At 71.1% G+C, this 19,447-nt stretch carries 15 protein-coding genes and 2 pseudogenes; 7 read left to right on the top strand and 10 right to left on the bottom strand.

The features are described from left to right. The 4 genes and pseudogenes from AOZ49_RS18290 to AOZ49_RS18275 form a co-directional block, all read right to left on the bottom strand. Positions 1-1,656 (bottom strand): annotated as a pseudogene (locus AOZ49_RS18290) (molybdopterin cofactor-binding domain-containing protein); the annotation flags it as partial. A gap of 29 nt (positions 1,657-1,685) precedes the next feature. Beyond that, positions 1,686-2,330: an isochorismatase family protein gene (locus AOZ49_RS18285; protein WP_054476976.1), complete on the bottom strand. Its 645-nt coding sequence runs from the start codon at positions 2,328-2,330 to the stop codon at positions 1,686-1,688. After that, the gene (locus AOZ49_RS18280; RefSeq protein ID WP_054434743.1) at positions 2,327-3,400 is read right to left on the bottom strand and encodes a 2,5-dihydroxypyridine 5,6-dioxygenase NicX family protein; all 1,074 of its coding nucleotides are present in this window, start codon (positions 3,398-3,400) and stop codon (positions 2,327-2,329) included. The genes AOZ49_RS18285 and AOZ49_RS18280 overlap by 4 nt, the downstream gene beginning before the upstream one ends. Before the next feature lie 37 nt (positions 3,401-3,437). Then, positions 3,438-4,271, bottom strand: a complete 834-nt coding sequence (locus tag AOZ49_RS18275) for an alpha/beta fold hydrolase (protein ID WP_054476974.1) — start codon at positions 4,269-4,271, stop codon at positions 3,438-3,440. Positions 4,272-4,585: 314 nt separating this feature from the next. On the opposite strand from AOZ49_RS18275, the gene AOZ49_RS18270 reads away from it, so the two are divergent. The 4 genes and pseudogenes from AOZ49_RS18270 to AOZ49_RS18255 all read left to right on the top strand — a co-directional run bounded on the left by AOZ49_RS18270 (position 4,586) and on the right by AOZ49_RS18255 (position 10,770). Next, positions 4,586-5,740, top strand: a complete 1,155-nt coding sequence (locus AOZ49_RS18270) for an FAD-dependent monooxygenase (RefSeq protein WP_054434747.1) — start codon at positions 4,586-4,588, stop codon at positions 5,738-5,740. Between the two features lie 45 nt (positions 5,741-5,785). Then, a pseudogene (locus tag AOZ49_RS31820) lies at positions 5,786-6,295 on the top strand ((2Fe-2S)-binding protein); the annotation flags it as partial. 16 nt (positions 6,296-6,311) lie between these two features. Next, the gene (locus AOZ49_RS18260) at positions 6,312-9,242 is read left to right on the top strand and encodes a c-type cytochrome (RefSeq protein ID WP_054476971.1); all 2,931 of its coding nucleotides are present in this window, start codon (positions 6,312-6,314) and stop codon (positions 9,240-9,242) included. Between the two features lie 211 nt (positions 9,243-9,453). Then, a complete protein-coding gene (locus AOZ49_RS18255) occupies positions 9,454-10,770 on the top strand; it encodes an MFS transporter (RefSeq protein ID WP_054434751.1) in 1,317 nt (438 codons plus the stop codon). Positions 10,771-10,910: 140 nt separating this feature from the next. Here AOZ49_RS18255 and AOZ49_RS18250 read toward each other — a convergent pair whose 3' ends face one another. The 3 genes from AOZ49_RS18250 to AOZ49_RS18240 form a co-directional block, all read right to left on the bottom strand. After that, positions 10,911-11,378 carry a MarR family winged helix-turn-helix transcriptional regulator gene (locus tag AOZ49_RS18250; RefSeq protein WP_054434753.1) on the bottom strand — a complete coding sequence of 156 codons (468 nt, stop codon included), beginning with the start codon at positions 11,376-11,378 and terminating at the stop codon, positions 10,911-10,913. A gap of 94 nt (positions 11,379-11,472) precedes the next feature. Next, positions 11,473-12,663, bottom strand: a complete 1,191-nt coding sequence (locus AOZ49_RS18245) for an MFS transporter (RefSeq protein ID WP_054476970.1) — start codon at positions 12,661-12,663, stop codon at positions 11,473-11,475. Position 12,664: 1 nt separating this feature from the next. Beyond that, positions 12,665-14,839, bottom strand: a complete 2,175-nt coding sequence (locus tag AOZ49_RS18240) for a TonB-dependent receptor (RefSeq protein ID WP_054477038.1) — start codon at positions 14,837-14,839, stop codon at positions 12,665-12,667. 150 nt (positions 14,840-14,989) lie between these two features. Between AOZ49_RS18240 and AOZ49_RS18235 the strand changes: the two genes are divergently transcribed. Next, on the top strand, positions 14,990-15,643 hold the full coding sequence (locus AOZ49_RS18235; protein ID WP_231689948.1) for a TetR/AcrR family transcriptional regulator: 654 nt from the start codon (positions 14,990-14,992) through the stop codon (positions 15,641-15,643). Between the two features lie 104 nt (positions 15,644-15,747). Here AOZ49_RS18235 and AOZ49_RS18230 read toward each other — a convergent pair whose 3' ends face one another. Further along, entirely contained in the window at positions 15,748-17,268 is a 1,521-nt protein-coding gene (locus tag AOZ49_RS18230; RefSeq protein WP_156355678.1) for an MFS transporter, read from the bottom strand. On the opposite strand from AOZ49_RS18230, the gene AOZ49_RS32560 reads away from it, so the two are divergent. Beyond that, positions 17,216-17,377, top strand: a complete 162-nt coding sequence (locus tag AOZ49_RS32560; protein WP_156355677.1) for a hypothetical protein — start codon at positions 17,216-17,218, stop codon at positions 17,375-17,377. The genes AOZ49_RS18230 and AOZ49_RS32560 overlap by 53 nt on opposite strands. Positions 17,378-17,414: 37 nt before the next feature. Continuing rightward, positions 17,415-18,290, top strand: a complete 876-nt coding sequence (locus AOZ49_RS18225; RefSeq protein ID WP_054434761.1) for a LysR family transcriptional regulator — start codon at positions 17,415-17,417, stop codon at positions 18,288-18,290. Positions 18,291-18,368: 78 nt separating this feature from the next. Here the strand turns inward: AOZ49_RS18225 and AOZ49_RS18220 are convergent, their stop codons facing one another. Next, positions 18,369-18,815 (bottom strand): universal stress protein, encoded by a 447-nt coding sequence (locus tag AOZ49_RS18220; RefSeq protein WP_054434763.1) that lies wholly within the window; start codon positions 18,813-18,815, stop codon positions 18,369-18,371. A gap of 133 nt (positions 18,816-18,948) precedes the next feature. Beyond that, positions 18,949-19,447, bottom strand: a 499-nt coding sequence (locus tag AOZ49_RS18215; protein WP_082380493.1) for a GntR family transcriptional regulator, incomplete at its 5' end; no start/stop codon positions are given.

Below are 19,447 nucleotides of genomic sequence, written 5' to 3'. Positions count from 1 at the left end.
CTGGCCGCCTCGGCCAGCTCGTCGATCATGCAGTCGTGCGCGAACGAGCTGGGCAGCGCCGAGACGCCGCGCAGCCACGAGGCGCGCACCAGCGGCGCGGTGTCGTGGCAGACGATGCGCCGGCTGGCATAGCGGTAGGGCGGCACCGCGGTGCGGTCGCCCATTTCCAGCACGCGAGGCTCGCCCGGCACGGCGCCGGTCAGCAGCAGCGCCAGCAGCGGCGCGTCGTTGGACGGATAGCGCACCTCGAAGTCATAGGCCAGCAGCTGGCCGTCGGCGTCCAGCGCCGCGGCCACGTCCATCAGCTGGCCCGTGCCCTTGGGTTCCCACTGGTGTTCCTGGTCGCGCATCAGTTGCACCCGCACCGGCGCGCCGACGGCGGCCGACAGCAGCGCGGCGTCGGCGCAGACGTCGTCGGCGCAGTTGCGGCCGTAGCAGCCGGCGGCTTCCATGCGGATGATCTCGATGCGGTCCTCGCCCAGCTTGAGCAGGCGGTCGAGGTCGGCGCGCAACATGTGCGGATTCTGGGTGCCGGCCCAGACCGTGAGGCGGCCGTCGCGATGGTCGGCCACCGCGCAGGACGGCCCGATGGACGCATGCATCTGGTAGGGCCAGACGTAGGTGCGGCGCGGGTGCACGGGGGGCGGCACAGGCGGCCTCGACGTCGCCTTCCTCCAGCAGCAGGCGGCGGCGCGCGGGGTTGGCGCGGATGGCGCTGGCCAGGTCGTCGAGCGCGGGCGCGGGCGGCACCGGTTTCCAGCACACCTTGAGCGCGCGCATGGCGGCTTCGGCCTGTTCCTCGCGGTCGGCCACCACGCCGATGAAATCGCCTTGCACCACCACCTGGACGCGGCCCGGCAGGTGCGCGACGGAATCGCTGTCGACATCGATCAGGCAGCGGCCGATGAAGTCGCCGGCGTCGCGGCCGGGGTGCGGCGGGCGCACCACGCGGCCGTGGCGCATGCCGGGCACGCGCACGTCGTGCACGAAGCTCAGTTCGCCGGTGGCCTTGGCGGGGATGTCGACGCGCGCGACGGCGCTGCCGACCACGGTGTAGTCGCGGGCCGGCTTGAGCCGCACCTGGGCATCATCGGTGGCCAGTTCCAGCCGGGTGTGCCGGCCCTGCACCAGTTGGCCGTAGTGCAGGGCGCGCGCGTCGCCCGCATCGGCGGGATGCACGATGCCGTCGCGCAAGCGCAGCGTGTCCGCCGCCACGCCCCATTGCCGCGCGGCCTGCGCCAGCAGGTGCTCGCGCGCCTGGGCCGCGGCGCGGCGCAGGGGCGCGGCCGAGATCTGGATGCTGGCGCTGGCGATGGTGGGCCCCTGGTTGGGGGTGGCGTTGGTGTGCCCCAGCACCATTTCCAGCCGCGCCATCGGCACGTGCAGTTCCTCGGCCACGATCTGCGCCAGCGCGGTGCGGATGCCGGTGCCCAGGTCGACGTGGCCGTTGAAGGCCAGCGCGCGCCAGCCGCCCGGCGCGGCGGCGTCGGCCAGCACCGCCACGAAGACCTCGGGCGTGTCCTGCACGTAATCCGACACCACGCCCGGCTGCCCGGGCGCCGGACGGGGCGGCGCGGTCGGGGCGCGCACGACCAGCAGCGCGCCGGGGTGGGTCAGCAGCGCGTCGTGCAGCGCGTGGGGATGGGGCAGGTTCATGGGCGAAGGCGATCCGGGCCGATCAACGATTATGCCGCCAGCGCGCCGATGTCGGCCAGGGCCTGCTCCAGCGGCATGACGGCGGCGTACTTCTGCGCCATGTCGAACAGGTTGGCCTCGTGCGGCCCGAGCGCGCGGTCGCCGCAGCAGTCGGCCACTACCAGCGGCCGGAAGCCGGCCTGCATGGCGTCGACCACGCTGGCGCGCACGCAGCCGCTGGTGACGCAGCCGGCCACCACCAGCGTCTGCACGCCGCGCTGCGCCAGCCACGGCGCCAGCATGGTGCCGTAGAACGCCGACGGCGTGCTCTTGCGCACCACGTATTCGCCGGGCGCGGGCGCCAGCTGCGGCACGATGGCGCTGTTGTGGCTGTCTTCCTTGAGCGTCAGCATGCCCGGCACCTTCAGGCAGAAGATGTTGCTGTCGGCGTCGTCGTCCGAGAACACGATGCGGCTGTGCGCCGCCGGCCAGCCCTGTTCGCGCGCGTGCGCCAGCAAGGCGCGGGTGCGTTCGATGGCCTGCGGGATATTGCCGCCGCCGAACACGGCGGGGTCGGCGAAGCCGTTGACGAAGTCGATGATCAGCAGGCCGAACGGCGCCTTCAGCGGCAGCGGCGTGCCGAAGCCCTGGCGGGCGTAAGCCGAGATATCCCCGGCGGGAACGGTGGTGGTCATGCCAACTCCTTGCGGCGGGCGGCGCGCGCCAGCCCGGGTTCGTCCTGCACCACGCCGTCGATGACGACGGCGCGATCATCCAGCATCACGGTGCAGTGGCGCATCGGGATGTCGATGTGGCAGGCGGTGGTGCGTTGGCCGCCGGCCTCGTTGTTCGGCCCCATGGACCAGAGGAAGTTGCCCTCGAAGGCGCGGGCGTCCATGCCGATATGGGTCTCCTTGCCGTAGTGGCCCAGCATCGACCAGTGGGCGCGCGGCTGCAGGCCCCAGCCGATGTGCGAGACGGCGTAGGCCTCGGGGTCTTCATACGACGCCATGTAGTCGCGCAGCACCTCGGCCTGCAGGCCGCCCTGGATGCGGGTGACGTAGCCGCGCTCGACGGTCAGCGTGATGGGGTCGGTCACGTAGTCCTTCATCGGCAGCAGGATGTCGCCGCGGTCCAGCACCACCTGGCCGTTGCTGTGGCCTTCGTCGGGCCAGGTCAGCACGAAGCCGCTGGGCCAGTGGTCCCAGCGCCCCGGCTCGTCGACGAAGCCGTATTCGGAAATCGCCGGAAAGCTGCCCAGCCGGCATTGCAGGTCGGTGCCGGCCTGCGAGGTGATGCGCATCTGGCGCGCCTCGGCGATCCGCGCGGCGGCCGCGCGCACTCGGGCGCGGTCGGCCTCGGTCGGCACCAGGCGGCACAGGATCTCGGGCGGCTCGACCGCCAGCAGGATCTTGGTGCCGCCCTGCAGGATCTCGTGCTGCTCGGGCGAGAACAGCAGCGTCATCAGGTCCAGCACCAGGTCGCTGGCCTTGAGCGCGGCGATGGCGGCGGGGTTGCCGGTCAGCGGCGTGGTGCCCAGGTAGGCCAGCGAGTCGCGGCTGAGGGATTTCTCGCCGTTGACCGGCGGCAGATCCAGGCGGTTGACGCGCGCGCCCATGTCGCCGGCGGCGGCGATGGCGCAGCGCAGCGTCTGCGGATGGGTGTCGGCGCCGGTGAGCACGGTCACGGTCTGGCCGGCTTCGAGGCGGGAAAGCGTGAGCACCTGTTTCCAGGCGCGGATCAGGTCGATGTCGCTGACGGGCATGGCGGACTCCTGTCGAAGTAGGGGGGAAGGGCGGGGTTCAGCCGCGCGGTTCGAGGAAGTCGCCCAGCGCCTCGTGGAAACCGGCCTCGTTGTCCCAGGGGATCATGTGGCCGGCGGCGGGCACGCGCCGGTGCAGGGTGTCGGGCGCCAGGCCCTGCCATTCGGCCACGTCCTCGTCGCCGACCACGCCGCCGTTCTCGGCGGTCATCAGTAGTTGCGGCACGCGCACATGCGGCAGGTCGGCATGGATGTCGTCGCGGCCGAAGTCCTCGAAGCTGCGCACGATGGCGGGTTCGTGGCAGGTGTGCAGCCATTGCGCGCGCAGGCGCCGCTGTTCCTCGGTCCAGGTGGGGCAGAAGGCGCGCATGGCCTCGGCGTCCATGCCGTGCGTGGCCTGGCGGATCGAGTCGACGTACCAGGCCAGCTTGGCGGGGTAGGGGCGGCGGCCCGGGCCGGAGACGGGCGGGTCGACGATGACCAGCCGCGTCAGGCCGGCCGGCTGGCCGCGGGCCGCGCGCACTGCGATGCGTCCGCCCATGGAATGGCCCATCAGGGCGTAGCGCTGCAGGCCCAGCGCCTGCGCCAGCGCCAGCACGTCGGCGGCCTGCGCGTCCAGGCCGTAGTCCAGCCCGGGGTCGGCGCTGGACAGGCCGCGGCCGCGCACGTCCAGCACATAGGTGTCGTAGCGCTGGCCCAGGCGCTCGGCCACGAAGCCCCAGGTGACCGCCGGGCTGGTGATGCCGGGGATCAGGATGAGCGCGTCGCGTTCGGCGCGCACGCCCTCGGCGCCGCCATAGCGCAGGTAGTGCTGGCGGATGCCGTTGGCGTGGATGTTGGCGCCGTACAGGAAGGTGCTGGATGGTTGGCTCATGCCGTGCTCCGGGTGGGTCGATGCCAGGACGGGATCCGGCGGCCATCGCTTGCGCCGCGCAGGGGGCGGATCGAGCGTGATGACGTGATGCGCGAATCCATCTTAGGGTTTTCGATAAATTAAAAAAACAGTGTAGACGCTCTATTCTTGCAAACAGCAAGGTGAATCGCAAAGCCGATGTTCATAGTGGTTTTTACCTATATGTGCATAAAAATTCACTGTTTTGGACGCAGGCGAACAGTTTCGGATCCACGATGGTGCGGTTTTCCATCTGGAAAAAATAGAGTGTATGCATAGAAAAGTAGGAGAGCCTCTTGTCTAAATCCCCCCGCATCGCCGTGATCGGCGCCGGCCTCGGTGGCGCCGCCACCGCCTCGCTCCTGCTGCAGGAAGGCTTCGACGTGCGCGTCTACGAACAGGCGCCGAGTTTTTCGCGGCTGGGCGCCGGTATCCACGTCGGGCCCAACGTCATGAAGATCCTGCGCCGCATCGGCATCGAGGACGCGCTCAACGCCCAGGGTTCGCATCCCGACTACTGGTACAGCCGCCACGGCATGACCGGCGACGTGCTGGCGCGGATCCCGCTGGGCGACTACGCCGTCAAGACCTATGGCGCGTCCTACCTGACGGTGCATCGCGGCGACTTCCACGCCCTGCTGATCGAGGCCCTGCCCGAGCGCGTGATGGCGTACTCCAAGCACCTGATCGGCGTGACCGACCGCGGCAGCGACGTCGAGATGCGCTTTGCCGACGGCAGCGTCGAGCATGCCGACATCGTGATCGGCGCCGATGGCGTCAATTCCCACATCCGCGAGGAACTGCTGGGGCCCGAGCCCCCCAAGTACGCCGGCTACCTGGCGCATCGCGCGGTGTTCCCGACGCCCGAGGTCAAGGCCGGCATGCTGCCGTTCGACGCCTGCGTGAAGTGGTGGACCGATGACCGCCACATGATGACGTACTTCGTCACCAGCAAGGCCGACGAGCTCTACTACGTGACCGGCGTGCCGGTCGAGAAATGGGATCTCAACGACCGCTGGCTGCCCAGCAGCAAGGACGAGATGCGCGAGGCCTTCCAGGGCTGGCATCCCACGGTGCAGGCGCTGATCGACGCCACCGTCGAGGTGACCAAGTGGTCGCTGCTGGAGCGCGACCCGCTGCCGCTGTGGAGCCGCGGCCGCCTGGTGCTGCTGGGCGACGCCTGCCACCCGATGAAGCCGCACATGGCGCAGGGCGCGGCCATGGCAATCGAGGACGGCGCCATGCTGGTGCGTTGCTTCAAGGAGGTCGGGGCGCATAATCACGAACTGGCTTTCGCGCTGTACGAAGCCAACCGCGCCGAGCGCGCCAGCAAGGTGCAGCGCATTTCGCACGACAACACCTGGTTGCGGACCAATGAGGATCCCAGCTGGTGTTTCGGCTACGACGTGTTCAGCGAGCCGCTGGTCGAACCGAAGGCCAAGGCGGCCTGACGCGCCCGCCGTCCTTCCTTCACCGGATCTTTCGCCACGCACATCATGGAACACTCCGCCACGCTCGCCGCCGATCCGATCGGCCTGAAGGTCAACGGCGCCGCCGTGCGCGTGGCGGCGCCGCCGACGACGTCGCTGTTGCTGGTGCTGCGCAACGATCTGGCGCTGAACGGGCCGAAGTATGGCTGCGGCCTGGGCGAGTGCGGCGCCTGCACGGTGCTGATCGACGGCGTGGCGGCGCGCTCCTGTGTGATTCCGGTGAAGGCGGCGCAGGGGCGCGAGGTCACCACGCTCGAAGGGCTGGGCACGCGCGAGCGGCCCGGGCCGACGCAGCGCGCCTTCATCGACTGCCAGGCGGCCCAGTGCGGCTATTGCCTGAACGGCATGATCATGACGGTCGAGGCGCTGCTGCGCCGCGACCCGGCGCCGTCCGAACAAGCCCTGCGCAGCGAACTGCATCACAACCTGTGCCGCTGCGGCACGCATGTCGAGATCATGCAGGCGGCGCTGCGCGCGGTCGAACTGCGCGCGGACGCGATGGCGCGGCCGCGCGGACCCGAGGGGCCGACGCATGAGCGCGTGGCTGCCCGAGGCCGCGGCATTCGCCGTCGAGCCGCCTTCCGACCTGCTGCACGGGTTGGCGCTGCGCCCGCCCGCGGCTGGCTGGGACGGCACCCGCTATCGCGGCAGCGCGCTCGACAGCGTGCGCCTGGACGACGCACGGGCCCAGGCGGGCGTGGTGGCGGCGGTGCGGCGCGAACACTTCGTGGGCGTGGTCGCCGTGACGCCGCAGCATGCGCGGCAGGCGCTGGCCTGCATGGCGCCGGTGTGGCGGGGCGACGGTCCGTCGCCGCGCGAGGATCGCGCCGGCCGGGCGGACGGGAATCCGGACGATGATCCTGAATATCAATGGCGGCCCGCCGATACGGCGTCCGGCGCGCGCGTCGCGGCCTGGTGCCTCGAGGGCCGCCTGACGCTGTGGCTGCCGCCGGACGCGGCGGCAATGCACACGCTGGCGCGGCGCGAGCTGGCGGCGCTGATGGACTGGCCCATCCAGGCGGTGCGCGTGGCCGCCTGGCCGCGGGGCGCGGCCGAGGCCGGCCAGCCCGCGCACTTGCTCGATCTGCTGGATGCGGCCGCCGACGCGGCGATGCTGTCCGAGGCCGTGGGCCGGCCGGTCTGCGTGGCCTGCCGGTCGGCGACGGCAGCCACCCTGGCGCTGCGCGCCGCGGACCTGGCCCAGGGCCCGGCGCTGCGTTCGGCCCAGCCCTGGGCGGTGCGTCCCAGCCTGGCGCGCCTGTTGGCGCGGCCCGGCCGCGCGCAGGCCAGCGGCCATGCCACCGTGCAGGGCGACAGCCCGGTGCTGGCGCCGGCGGCCTCGCATGCCTTGCTGCACGCGGACGTCGATGAATTGAATGCGGCCCAGGTGTTCGCCGGCGAAAGCCTGTGGCACGAACAGGCGCTGGCGGCGGGCGAGGATCCGGTCGGCTGGCGGCTGCGGCACCTGGCCGATGCGCGCGGCCATGAATTGGCGCGGCAGGTGGTGGAGCAGGCCGCGGCGCGCGATCCGGTGACGACGGCCGATGGCCTGCTGCACGGCAGCGGCTTCGCCACCGCGCAGGTGCGCTGCGAGGCCGAGGACGGTTCGGCGCACATGGTCTGGAGCGCCTGGGTGGCCGACGTGGCGATCCAGCCCGCCACCGGGCGGATCGAGGTGACGCGGGTGGTCGCCGGCCACGACAGCCAGGACCTGCGCGCCGCGCAAGGCGCCGCCACGCGCCTGGCCATCACGCGCCAGCAACCCGAGCGGCTGGCCGATGCCCGCCGCCTCATCGCCGGCCCGGCGGCGTTCGACGAATGGCGCGGCGCCGAGCCGATGCCGTCGCCCGCGGACGCGGGTGCAATGACCATCGCGGCGCCGGGCGTGCCCGGCCCGTTGCGGGACGGGCGGCTGGATGTGGACGGCGTGCTGACGCTGCCCGCCGCCGCCGCCATCGCCAACGCCATCCAGGACGCCACCGGCGTGCGCCTGCGGCAGGCGCCGTTCGACGCGGGCCAGCTGCGGCTGGCGCTGGCGGACCGGCGCGCGGCCGGCGGGAAAGGCGCGTTGCGCCGCGGCTGGGGCTGGCTGGCGGCCGGCGCGGCCGGACTGGCGGCCATGGCCGCCGCGTTGTGGCCGCTGAAGCCGGCGCTGCCGCTGACGGCCGGGCCCGACGCTTCTTTGTATTCGACGCAGGCGATCGAGCGTGGCCGGCTGGTGGCCGCCGCCGGCGACTGCGTGGCCTGCCACACCGCGCCGGGCGGCGCCCGCAACGCCGGCGGCCTGGCGCTGGAGACGCCGTTCGGCGTCATCTATTCCACCAACATCACCCCGGATGCGCAGACCGGCATCGGCCGCTGGTCATACGCGGCCTTCGAACGCGCCATGCGCCAGGGCATCCACCAGGACGGCCGCCAGCTGTATCCGGCGTTTCCCTACACGGCCTATGCCAAGCTCAGCGACGCCGACCTGCAGGCGCTGTACGGCTACCTGATGTCGCAGCCCGCGGTGGCCGCGACGCCGCCGCGCACCGAACTGGGCTTCCCGTTCAACCTGCGGCCGCTGCTGGCCGGCTGGAACCTGCTGTTCCACGATCCCACGCCGTTCACGCCGGATCCCTCGCAGGACGTCGAATGGAACCGCGGCGCGTATCTGGTGGAAGGCGTGGGCCACTGCGCCGCCTGCCATTCGCCGCGCAACGCGCTGGGCGCGGAGAAGGGCGGCCTGGCCTACCTGGCCGGCGGCCAGGCCGAGGGCTGGAACGCGCCGGCGCTGAACCAGCTCGCCACGGGCGAGCGGGCCTGGTCGGGCGAGGAGCTGTTCCAGTACCTGCGCACCGGCTATTCGCCGCGCCATGGCGTGGCCGCGGGCCCCATGGCGCCCGTGATCCATGGGCTGGCCGAATTGCCGGCCAGCGACCTGAAGGCCATCGTCACCTACCTGATGGCGGTGCCGGGGCGGACGCCGTCGTCGGCGCGCGCGACGGCCACGGCCACGGCAAGCGCGGCCGGATCGGCTAGCGCCGCCGCGTCGGCCAGCGTTGTCGCCGCCCCGACGGCCACGACCGTAACCACCGCCGCCGCTGTCGCCGCGCCCGCCGCCGTCAGCGAGGCCATCACGCTGCGCCGCGCCAGCGGCGAACGCATCTACCAGAACGCCTGTGCCGTCTGCCATGAAGCCGGCAGCGGGCCGACCCTGTTCGGGGTCAAGCCCCTGCTGGGCCAGAACACCAATCTGCACGCCGCATCGCCGGACAACCTGATCCAGGTGATCCTCCATGGCATCCAGGCCCCGGCCGACGATGCCCTGGGCTACATGCCGGCGTTCGGCAACAGCCTGGACGACAGGCAGATCGGCGATTTGATCGACTATTTGCGCGCGCGGTTCGCGCCGGAGGAAGAGGCTTGGCCAGTTGACACGACGACGATAGGCAAGCTGCGCCAGCACGCGCAGCCGCAGTAAGGGGAAGACGGGGCGGCGGTTCGCGATCCATGGCGGATCCGGCCGCGCCTCGCGACACAACATCGCGCGCATCGGTTTTCCATCGACGCCTGCCCGGCGCCGAGGGGCGTTGCTGCATCCCGCATCCGCGGGGGCAGCCGCGTACCGGACCGGGGCCGACGCCCGTATCGGGCGCGGACCCTGCGCGCGACACACAAAGGGAATCACGCATATGTCAGCTTCATTCATCACGGTGGAACAAGGCATCAAGACAGCCGGCGTCGGCAAGTTCCAGTACCGGCTGTTCATGATCTTCGGCCTGGTCTGGCTGGCCGACGCCATGCAGGTGCTGTCGATCGGCTTCAGCGCGCCTTCGATCGCCCGCACCTTCGGTATCCCGGTGCCCGAGGCCTTGCAGACCGGCACCGCGTTCTTCGTCGGCATGCTGATCGGCGCCTTCGCTTTCGGCCGGCTGGCCGACCGCATCGGCCGGCGGCCGGTGCTGATGATGGCGGTGGTCATCGACGCCTGCGCCGGCGTGGCCTCGGCCTTCGCGCCGGACTTCGCCTGGCTGCTGTTGCTGCGCTTCGTCACCGGCATCGGTGTCGGCGGCACGCTGCCGGTGGACTACACCATGATGGCCGAGTTCCTGCCGAGCGAACGCCGCGGCCGCTGGCTGGTGCTGCTGGAGTCGTTCTGGGCCCTGGGCACGATCTGCCTGGCGCTGCTGGCCCTGGCCGCGCTGTCGTGGGGCGACGATGCCTGGCGCGTGATCTTCTTCGTCACCGGCCTGCCGGCGCTGATCGGCGTGGTGCTGCGCTTCTACATCCCCGAGTCGCCGATGTACCTGAACCGCAACGGCAAGTCGGGACAGGCGCGCAAGGTGCTCGAGCGCGTGGCCCGCGTCAACGGACGTCCGACCGACATCCCCGAGCTCAAGCCGGAACTGCATGAGCGCAAGCCGCTGTCGGCGCTGTTCTCGAACACGCTGCGCCGCCGCAGCATCGCGCTGTGCCTGGCCTGGGCGCTGATCTCCATCGCCTACTACGGCGTGTTCGTCTACCTGCCGATCAAGCTCAGCAGCCAGGGCTTCGCCTTCATGCGCGGCCAGGAATTCCTGGTGCTGCTGGCGCTGGTGCAGTTGCCGGGCTTCGCGCTGTCGGCCTACGGGGTGGAACGCTGGGGCCGCAAGCCGACGCTGGTGGGCTTCCTGATCCTGAGCGCGGTGGGGTGCATGCTGTACAGCCTGGGCACCTCGAGCTTCCTGGTGATCGGCTCGACGCTGTTGATGAGCTTCGCGCTGCTGGGCACCTGGGGCGCGCTGTACGCCTTCACGCCCGAGGTCTACCCGACCGACCTGCGCGCCAGCGGCATGGGCCTGGCGGGCGCCGTGGCGCGGTTTGGCGGCCTGTTCGCGCCGGCCATCATCGCGCCGATCATGGCCACCCACTTCACGCTGGCGCTGGCGGTGCTGGCGGCCATGCTGCTGGCCGCGGCCCTGTCGATCCGGGCGGTGGACGTCGAGTCGCGCAACCGCGCGCTGGACTGATCCGTCAGGGGAAGGGGGCTTATCCGGGCGGACGCGCGCCGCCCGGATGCGGGTTGCCCGGACGCCGGCAGCCCGTATGCCGGACGCCCGGACGCCGGACGCCCGTATGCCGGGAGCCCGTACGCCTCATTTAGCAGGCCTCATTCCCCGGCGTCGCCCTCGATCATCTTGCGCAGCAGGAATTCCAGCGCCAGGCGCTCGGCGGGATTGAGCTTGCCGTAGGTGCTTTCGGTGATCTGCAGCGCGAAGGGCTCCATCTTGCGCACCAGCTCCTGGCCCACCGGGGTCAGGTTGATCACCACCTTGCGGCGGTCGTGCGGGTCGTGGTCGACGCGCACCAGCTCGCGCTGCTTGAGCCGGTCGACCACGCCGCGCACCGTGGCCTGGTCGATGACCGTGGCCTTGACGATATCCGCCAGCGAACTGCCCTGGTTGTCGCGCACCGAGCACAGCACGACGAACTGCGCCGCGGTCAGCTGCGAGTCGGGGATGTACTGCTGGAACAGGGCGGTATGCCGTTGGTACACGCGCCGCAGCAGGTGTCCAATCTGGTCGGAGAACAAATAGCTGTCCTTGTCGGGGGCGGACTTGTCTTTCACGTTTCGCATAAGCCTATCCGAAGCCATACCCTGGGTACGATGATCTATCTCAATGGGAATGTCCGGAAGTTTACGGGGCTTGCCGCCTTTGTGCCGACAGGGATCAGGTTTTTCGCAGCGCCGCCATGAAGACGCCGACGGCCAGCGTGGCGCAGGCGGCGGCCGTCGCATAGAACGCCGGCCAGCCGATGCGGGCGATCAGCGCCGGCATGCCCAGCAGCGCCAGCGTGCCGACGAAGCGGCCCAGGCCGTACAACAGCGCATAGTCGGTGGCGGCCTGGCCGCCCGCCGCCCAGCCCAGGATCAGGCCGCCCATGACGATGTACAGGCCGCTGACGCAGGCGCTGATCGCGATCGAGGCCGCGATGGCCAGGTCGGCGTTGCCGATGCGCAGGGCCATGACGATGGCCAGCGCGCCGGCCACGGTGGCCGCCAGCAAGGCCCACAGCAAGGGCCGCGGGGCGCTGCGCCGCAGCGCCGCCGGCAGCGCCAGCGCCATCGCCAGGTTGGCCAGCGGCGCGGCCACGCCCAGCACCCAGCCGATGCGCGCCAGCGGCACGCCCAGGTCCACCAGCATCAGCCGGTTCAGGTTGAACAGCGCCATCAGCGCGCAGGTGACCAGGCTGATGCGCAGCAGGCGCGCGGCCATGGCTGGCTGCCGCAGGGCGGCCCGCAGGCCCGGCCTGGCTTGCCGCGCCGCCGTTGGCGCGGCGTGGTCGGGCAGGCGCCAGGCCGGCAGCGTCGCCAGCGCCATCAGGGCGGCCAGCCACAGCAGCGCGCCTTCCCAGCCCAGGCGGGGAAACAGGCCGACCAGCACGCCGCCGCCCAGCACCGCGCCCAGCGACAGGCCGCCGACCTTGGCCGCCGATGCCGCGCCGCGATGGGCGTCGGCGATGTGCTCGACCGTCCAGGCGTCCAGCGCCACGTCCATGGTGGCGACCGCCAGCGTCGCCGCCAGGCCCAGACCGAACAGCGCGGCCGCTGGCAGCGCGCCGCCCAGCGCGATCGCGGCCACCAGCAGCACCGCCAGGCCTTGCGCCGCCACGATCCAGCCGCTGCGCCGGCCCAGCCAGGGCAGGCGCCAGCGGTCCACCAGCGGCGCCCACAGGAAGGTCACACCGAACGGCAGGTACAGCGCGAACACCGGCGCCATCGAGGCCAGCGCATGGCCTTTGTCGCGCAGGATCGGGCCGACGCCGCCCTGCACGAAGCCGAGCACCGCGCCCAGCGACACGTACAGGGCCGCGATGGCGGCCAGGCGCGCCCAGGGCGCGGCGGGTTGGCCGGTCCGCATGTCAGAACTTCCAGCTCATGCCGACGCCGGCCAGGCGCTCCTGTCCCAGCCGCACCGAACTGACCGTGGGGCCCCAGCTCTGGCCCGCCACCAGGTATTGCTTGTCGAACAGGTTGTAGACGAAGCCGTAGATTTCCAGCGGCCCGTCGCGCCAGCCGGCGCGCAGGTTGACCACGTCGTAGGCCGGCAGGGTGAAGCTTTCCTTGACGTCCGCCGCGCGCGCGCCGACGTGCTGCCAGACGATCTGGCCATTGAGCTGGCCGGGCAGGCCGAGCGGCCGCGCCGGCGCTTCGACCTCCACGCCGAGGTTGGCGGTCAGGCGCGGCACGTTGGGCACGCGGTTGCCCGATTGCGCGCCGGTGGCGCTGCCGGCGGGCACCGAGACCAGTTCGGCGTGGGTGTAGCCGGCGCCGCCGATCAGCTTGACGTTGGGATGCACGCGCGCCGCGAATTCCAGTTCGGCGCCCTTGCTGCGGTAGTCGAGCGAGGCGGGCGTGAACAGCAGCGCCGACGGGTTGAACACGATCAGGTGGCCGCGCTTGACCTCATTCAGGAACACCGAGCCGTTCAGGTCCACGCGGCGGTCGAACCATTGCGACTTGAAGCCCAGTTCGTAGGTCCAGCTGGTCGAGGCCTCGAACGGCGTTTCCGGCTTGCCGGTCGGCGTGTTGACGGACACGCCGGCAAAGCCGCCCGAGACATAGCCGCGCGAGACAGTGGCGTAAGTCATCAGCGCGTCGCTCCAGTCATACGACAGGCCGGTGCGGCCGGTGACGAAATTGTCGGACAGCGTGTCGTGCTGGCTGAAGTTGGCCACCACCGCCGGGTTGCCGTTGCCGGTGTAGCGGTAGCGCGCGTCCTTGGCCTCGTGCGTGTAGCGCAGGCCGGCCAAGGCCTTCAGCCTGGGCGTGAGCGGCACGCTGGCCTCGCCGAACAGCGAGGCGCTGTCGGTCTTGATGCGGTTGGCCTGGGTGCCGTTCTGGGTCTGGAAGTTGAACGCCGCCGGCGAGGCCTTGGCGGTGGTGTCGTTGCGGAAACTGGAATGGAAGTAGTTGGCGCCCACGGTCCAGCCCAGCGCGCTGGTCTCCGGCGAACTCAGGCGGAATTCCTGCTGCCAGCTCTGTTCCTGGAAGCGGATGTCGGCGTAGTCGGCGTAGGGCACGTTGTACACGGACGCGGGCCGGCCGGTCATCGCCGAATAGATCAGGCCGTCGGTCAGGTCGAAGGCCTGGCGCGAGCGCGAATCCAGGTAGCTGGTCAGCGAGGTCAGGGTGAAGTGCTCGAACTCGTGCTCGACCTTGACGCTGCCGCTGCTGTCCTTCCAGTCGATCTTGTTCTCGGGATCCGAGGCGGTCTGCGGAAAGCGCGGGTTCTGCAGCCATACGAAGCGCGGCGCGGCGGCTTTCTGCTGGTCGTACGACCCGGTGACCGTCACCACGGTGTTGGCGCCGGGCGTCCACAGCACCGTGGCGCGCGCCGCGCCCACGTCGGCCCAGCCGTCCCTGCCGCCCGAAGCCAGGTTGGGGGTGGTCCCGTCCACCGTGGTGTAGCGCAGCGCCAGGCGCGCGGCCACGGTGTCCGACAGGGCCTCGTTGGCGATCAGTTCGCCCAGCCGGTGGCCGTGCGAGCCGATCTCGCCGCGCACGGTGTATTCGCGGTCGAACACCGGCTGGTTGGCGATCACGTTGATGGCGCCGCCCTGGGTGTTGCGGCCGAACAGCGTGCCTTGCGGCCCGCGCAGCACCTCGACCCGGTTCACGTCCAGCAGCGTCGGCGGCGCGCCGTAGACCGAGCGCGGCACGTCGTTGGCGTACATCACCACCGAGGTGTCGTCCGGCGACAGCGGCGCGAACGAGCCCACGCCGCGAATGGTGAAGACGTTGGAGTTCTGGCCGCCGGTGTCGGTGAACGCCAGGTTGGGCGCCGAGCGCGCCAGGCCGGCGTTGCCGGCCTGCGGCGCGGCGTCGGCGCGCAGTTGCTCGCCGTTCAGCACGGTCATGCTGATGGGCACGTCCTGCGCGCTTTCCTCGCGCCTGCGCGCGGTCACGATGACGGCAGGCAGCTCGGCGGCGCCGGCCTGGGGCGCGGTCGAGGCCGCCGCCGCGGCCGGCGCGGCGTCGGCGGCCGTGGCGGGCGTCTGCGCCCGCGTTGAGAACGGGGCCAGGGTCAGCGACATCGCCAGCAGCAGGGGACGAGACAGGCGACGGCGCGGCAGCGCGGGGGACGGGGACACGACAAACTCCAGTGCGGTTAATGAGAATTTGTCGCAATTCTATTGACTAAACGTTTGGTCAGTCAATTGATCAATGCATTCCGGACCCGTAACATGGCTGATTCCATCCTCACAGAGACCCCCGGCATGACAGAGCTGCGCTCGCAATACACGACGCCCGACGCCCGCGACGTGATCCTCGAATCGGCGCTGACGCTGTTCGCCCGCCTGGGTTTCGACGGCTCGACCATGCGGCTGATCGCGCAGGAAGCCAAGGTCTCGCCGGGGCTGATCCATCACCACTTCAAGGACAAGGAAAGCCTCTGGTCCAAGGTGGGGGAATGCATCACCGAGGATTTCCTGGACGCGATCGAGCCGATCGCGCGCCAGCCCGTCACGGCGCGCACGGTGCCGGACATGGTGGGCAGCTATCTGCGCTACTGGAAGACGCACCCGGCCGCCCTGCGTTTCCAGCTGTGGCGCGTGATGGGGGCGCAGGAAGCCGAGCGCCGGGCGCGCTCGGCACGCCTGAACCAGCTGTTCGTGCCGGTCTTCGCGCAGGCCCAGAAGGCCGGCTTCGTGCGCGCCGACATTCCGGCCGGACAGGCCATGATCACCACCGGCGCGCTGATCCAGTACTGGCTGCACAGTCAGCTCGAAGTGGCCGACGCCATCGCGGCGGGCGGCGGCGCCATGCCGGACGAGGCCGCGTTCCTGGACTACGTGCTGAGCCTGGTGGGGGCGCGGCGCCCGGGCGATGCGGCCTAGGGGGCTGTTCCTTTTCGTGATTGACAGGCCCTGGGGCGCGGCGACCTTCCAACGCGTTTCGCGTTGGTGCATGACCGCCCGCCAGCCGGGCCTGAAACGGCGGCTCAGTGCGGCGCGGGGGCGGACACCTTGGCCCCGCCGCGCCAGCGGTTCACCAGCACCAGCAACGCGGTGGCAAGCAGCAGCACGGTGGCGGTGGCGATGACCGCGGTGTAGCCCGCGTCGAACGCGTCGCGGGCCAGCCGCGCCAGCGCGGCTCCCGCGTCGCTGGAGAGGCCCTCGGCCAGGACCAGCGCTTCGTCCAGGCTGTCGCGCGCCGCGGCCGCGGGCAGGCCGGCAGGCACGTCCAGGGTGTGCGCGTAGACGCCCGACAGGATCGATCCCATCAGTGTCACGCCCAGCGCGCCGCCCAGTTCATACGAGACTTCCTCGATCGACGCGGCCATGCCGGCGCGCTCGGGCGTGGCGCTCTGCATGATGGTGCTGGAGGCGGCCGTCATGGTGGCGCCGATGCCCACGCCCAGCACGCACAGGCTGGCGATCTGCGACGTCAGCGCGCCGTCGTAGCTGAACAGGTAACCGCCCATGCCCAGGCCGGACACCAGCAGCGAGACGAACAGCAGGCGCGCGCTGCCCACCCTCGGCAGCAGCCAGCCGGCCAGCGGGCCGGCGATGAACGCGGCCAGCGGCAGCGGCAGGATGTAGAGCGCGGCCTCGATCGGCGACATGCCCAGCACCAGCTGCAGGCGCTGGCTGAACACCAGCTCCATGCCCAGCAGCGCCGCCGCCGCGAACAGCGCCGAGGCCACCGCCGAACTGAAGCTGCGGTTGCGGAAGATGGCGAAGTCGATCAGCGGATGGGGCCGCGCGCGCTGGCGCCGGGCGAAGATGAACAGCATCGCGGCGCCGCCGGCGCAGGCCAGCGCGGCGTCCAGCCAGGACGGCTGGGCGCGGCCCAGCTCCTTGAGCGCATAGGCGGTCAGGATCAGGCCGACCATCACCTGCAGCGAGCCGACCAGGTCCCAGGGGCGCTGGCGGTCCGGCTGGCCGGCCGGGATGTAGCGGCGCGCCAGCGGCAGCGCGAGCAGCACGATCGGCAAGTTGATCAGGAACACCGAGCCCCACCAGAAATGCTCCAGCAGGATGCCGCCGATGACCGGACCGAGCGCCGCGCCGCCCGAGGCCACCGAGGCCCAGACGCCGATGGCGATGGCGCGCTCGCGCTCGTCGGCGAAGGTCAGGCGCAGGATCGACAGCGTCGCCGGCATCATCATGGCCGCGCCCACCGCCAGCACCGCGCGCGCCGCGATCAGCGCGGCCGGGTTGGGCGAATAGGCCGCCGCCAGCGAGGCCGCGCCGAACACGGCCAGGCCCATCATGAACAGGCGCTTGTGCCCCAGGCGGTCGCCCAGCGTGCCCATGCCCAGCAGCAGGCCGGACACCACCAGCGCGTAGATGTTGACGATCCAGAGCTTGGACGAAGCCGTCACGCCCAGCTCGTGCGTGAGCCGCGGCAGCGCGGTGTAAAGCACCGTCATGTCGACCACGATCAGCAACAGGGCGCTGGACACGATGGCCAGCACCAGCCAGCGGCCGGGGGGCGGCCGCGGTGGCGGTAGCGGTATTGGAGAGGGAAGAATTGCGCTGCGTCATGCGTTTACTCCTGTGGCGCACGGCATTTTCCATCTGGATATCAATAACAAAAAGTTTGAATCCATCTATAAAATAGATTGATTGGGCGGCCATGCGGCGGCCGCGGCGCGGAGTGGCAATGAACTGGACCCTGGAACAACTGCGGCATTTCGTGGCGGCGGCGGACGCCGGCTCGTTTTCGGCGGCCGCGCGCCAGGTGGGCCGGGCGCAATCGGCCGTCAGCACGTCGCTCGGCCTGCTGGAGGCGGACCTGGGCGTGGAGCTGTTCGACCGCTCGCGCCGCAACGCCACGCTGACGCGGGCCGGCGAAGTGCTGCTGCTGGAGGCGCGCGAATTGCTGCGCCAGGCGGCCGGCCTGGAACAGCGCGCGCTGTCATTCGCCGCCGGGCAGGATGCGCGCCTGAGCGTGGCGCTCGACGAAGCCTTGCCCGACCGCGTGCTGGCCGTGCTGGTGCGGGAAGTGTCGACGCGCTTTCCGGCGCTGGAACTGAGCCAGCTCAACGGCACCGCCACCGAGGTGGCGGACTACGTGCAGCAGGGCCGCGCCAGCGTGGCCTTCCACTTCGACCGCGGCGACCCGGGCCCGGCCTTCGCCCACCGCTACCTGGGCGACGTCGGCCAGGGCATCTTCGTCGCGCGCGATCATCCGCTGGCGGCGCTGCCCGAGGTCACGCGCAATGACCTGGCGCGCCATCGCCAGCTGGTGATGCAGATGGAAGGGGTGGAGGACGTGGTGATGAGCCCGTCGGCCTGGCGCTCGGACAGCTTCTACAGCATCGCGGCGATGGCGGTCGACGGCCTGGGCTGGGCGATCCTGCCGCTGAACATCGCCGAGTACGAGGGCTACCGCAAGGACCTGGCCTGCGTGCCCTGCGTCGGCCTGTCGCTGCCGCCGCTGCCGGTGCGCACGCTGTGGCTGCAGGGGCATACGCCCAGCGCCACCGTGCGCTGGATCCAGGAACGCATGGAGCAGTTGCTGCATCCCGGGCCGTGATGCGCCGGGGGAAAGGCCGCCGCTGTCCGCGTGGATGCGCGGCGGCCCCGGGGACGCCGGCCCGCGGGCCGGCGCGGTTCAGCGTTGCTTGCGGTACACCAGCACCGGCGTGGTGGAATGCGCCAGCACCTTCTGGGTCTGGCTGCCCAGCACCACCGCGGCCATGCCGCGGCGGCCGTGCGAGGCCATGGCGATCAGGTCGCAGCCGCGCTCGGCGGCGGCGTTGATGATGGCGCGATAGGGGTCTTCATCGGTGGCGCGCAGCGTTTCGCACGGCACGCCGGCCTCGCGCGCCTGGGTGGCGGCCGCGCTCAGCAGGCGCTCGGCCTGGGCGCGGATCTGGTCCTGGTACTCGCTCAGGCTGTGGGCCACCTGCGCGGCGCCCATGGCGAAGACGTGAAAGGGTTCCTCGACCGTGAGGATGGTGGTGCGGGCGCCCAGCGACTTGGCCAGATTGAGGCTTTCGACCAGGGCTTCCGAGGACAATTGCGAGCCGTCCGTGGGAATGAGAATGTGCTTGTACATGGTGTCTCCCGTGTTTGTGCAGCGGCCGCCGCGACAGGCGGCGACTACGTAACACTGTATCGGGAGGAGGCGCGGCGCCGTTTGCGCGGAATCAAACCTTGCGCGCGATCAAGCCGCGGGCGGGGCGCGCGCGTCAGCGCAACAGGGCGGTGACCAGGTCGCTGGCGGCGTGGGCGTCTTCGTCGAAGTCGAGCGCGGTCTGCACGTGTTCCAGGTGCTCGTCCATCAGCGCGCAGGCGCGCGCGGTGTCGCCGGCGCGGGCCGCGTCGATGAAGGCGTGGTGCTCGCGCGAGGAGCAGCTGGCGTCGTGCGAGCTCTGGTACAGCACGGTGATCACGGCGCTGCGCGCCGACAGCTCGCGCAGCATGCCGGTCAGCACCGAGTTGCCGACGGTCTCGGCCAGCAGGATGTGGAAGTCGCCCAGCAGGCGGTTGCGCGTCTGCACGTCGCCGCTTTCCACCGCCGCGCGTTCCTCGGCCAGGTGGGCGTCGATGCGGCGGTAGTCGGCCGCCGTGGCGCGCGCCACGAACTCGCGCGCCAGCGCGGCCTCGAGGATGCGGCGCACGGCGTAGACCTCGCGCGCCTCGTTGGCGTCGGGCTTGCTGACGAAGGCGCCCTTGTCGGGCACGATG

This window comes from Achromobacter sp. 2789STDY5608615, assembly GCF_001298995.1.
In the GTDB taxonomy this organism is placed as follows: Bacteria; Pseudomonadota; Gammaproteobacteria; order Burkholderiales; family Burkholderiaceae_B; genus Achromobacter; species Achromobacter insuavis.
Note: the sequence above shows the minus strand (reverse complement) of the source record. Positions and strands in the feature narration are given on the sequence as shown.